Annotated in this window: 1 protein-coding gene; it reads left to right on the forward strand. The window is 77.7% G+C overall.

The window, feature by feature from the left end; translation table 11 throughout:
• The coding region (locus EAO71_RS37245; protein ID WP_147982202.1) for a hypothetical protein at positions 1-239 on the forward strand (239 nt) is incomplete at its 5' end.
• Positions 240-601: the final 362 nt, after the last annotated feature.

A 601-nucleotide genomic window follows, 5' to 3' on the forward strand; every position in this document is an offset into this window, starting at 1 on the left:
TGGGGGAGTACGTCCCCCGCTTCTACCCGGCCGCCGTCGCGCTCGGCGACCGGCGCGGCGCCGCCATGTCCGAGGCCGCGGGCTCCCGCGCCTTCCCGGCCCACGCGGTCGACGACGCCTCCCTGGCCCTCGGCGAGACCCACCTCCGGGAGGACAGGATGACGCCCGCGCTGCACCGCAAGCTCGCCGACCAGCTCGACGACCTCCGCCGGGCGCTGCGGGTCCGCGGCAACGGGTGACCGGGCTCGCGGTGCCGGGAACCGCGGGGCCGCACGACCGGTAGCCCGTGCCGGGCGAGGCGACCGGCACCGTACGAGGAGGGGTCCGGGGCCGCGGGACCCGGTGACCGGGCCGTACGACGGCGCACCGGGGAGCGGCGGACGCGTGACGGCACCGCCGCCCGGTGCGCCTCGCGCCCGGCCGCCGCACCCGCGCCCCACCACGAGGGACACGGCCTTGTCCAGGCCATGTCCCTCGTTCGGGTTACAGACCCGTGCTCACCGGACAAACCCCGAAAACCCCCGCCAGTGTGGGTCCATGTGTGCCGTGCCCACTCCGCCCGTCCCACCGCCGGCCCTGGCCGGAGGTGGGACGGGCGGAG

It is taken from the genome of Streptomyces sp. MS191 (assembly GCF_008042125.1).
In the GTDB taxonomy this organism is placed as follows: Bacteria; Actinomycetota; Actinomycetes; order Streptomycetales; family Streptomycetaceae; genus Streptomyces.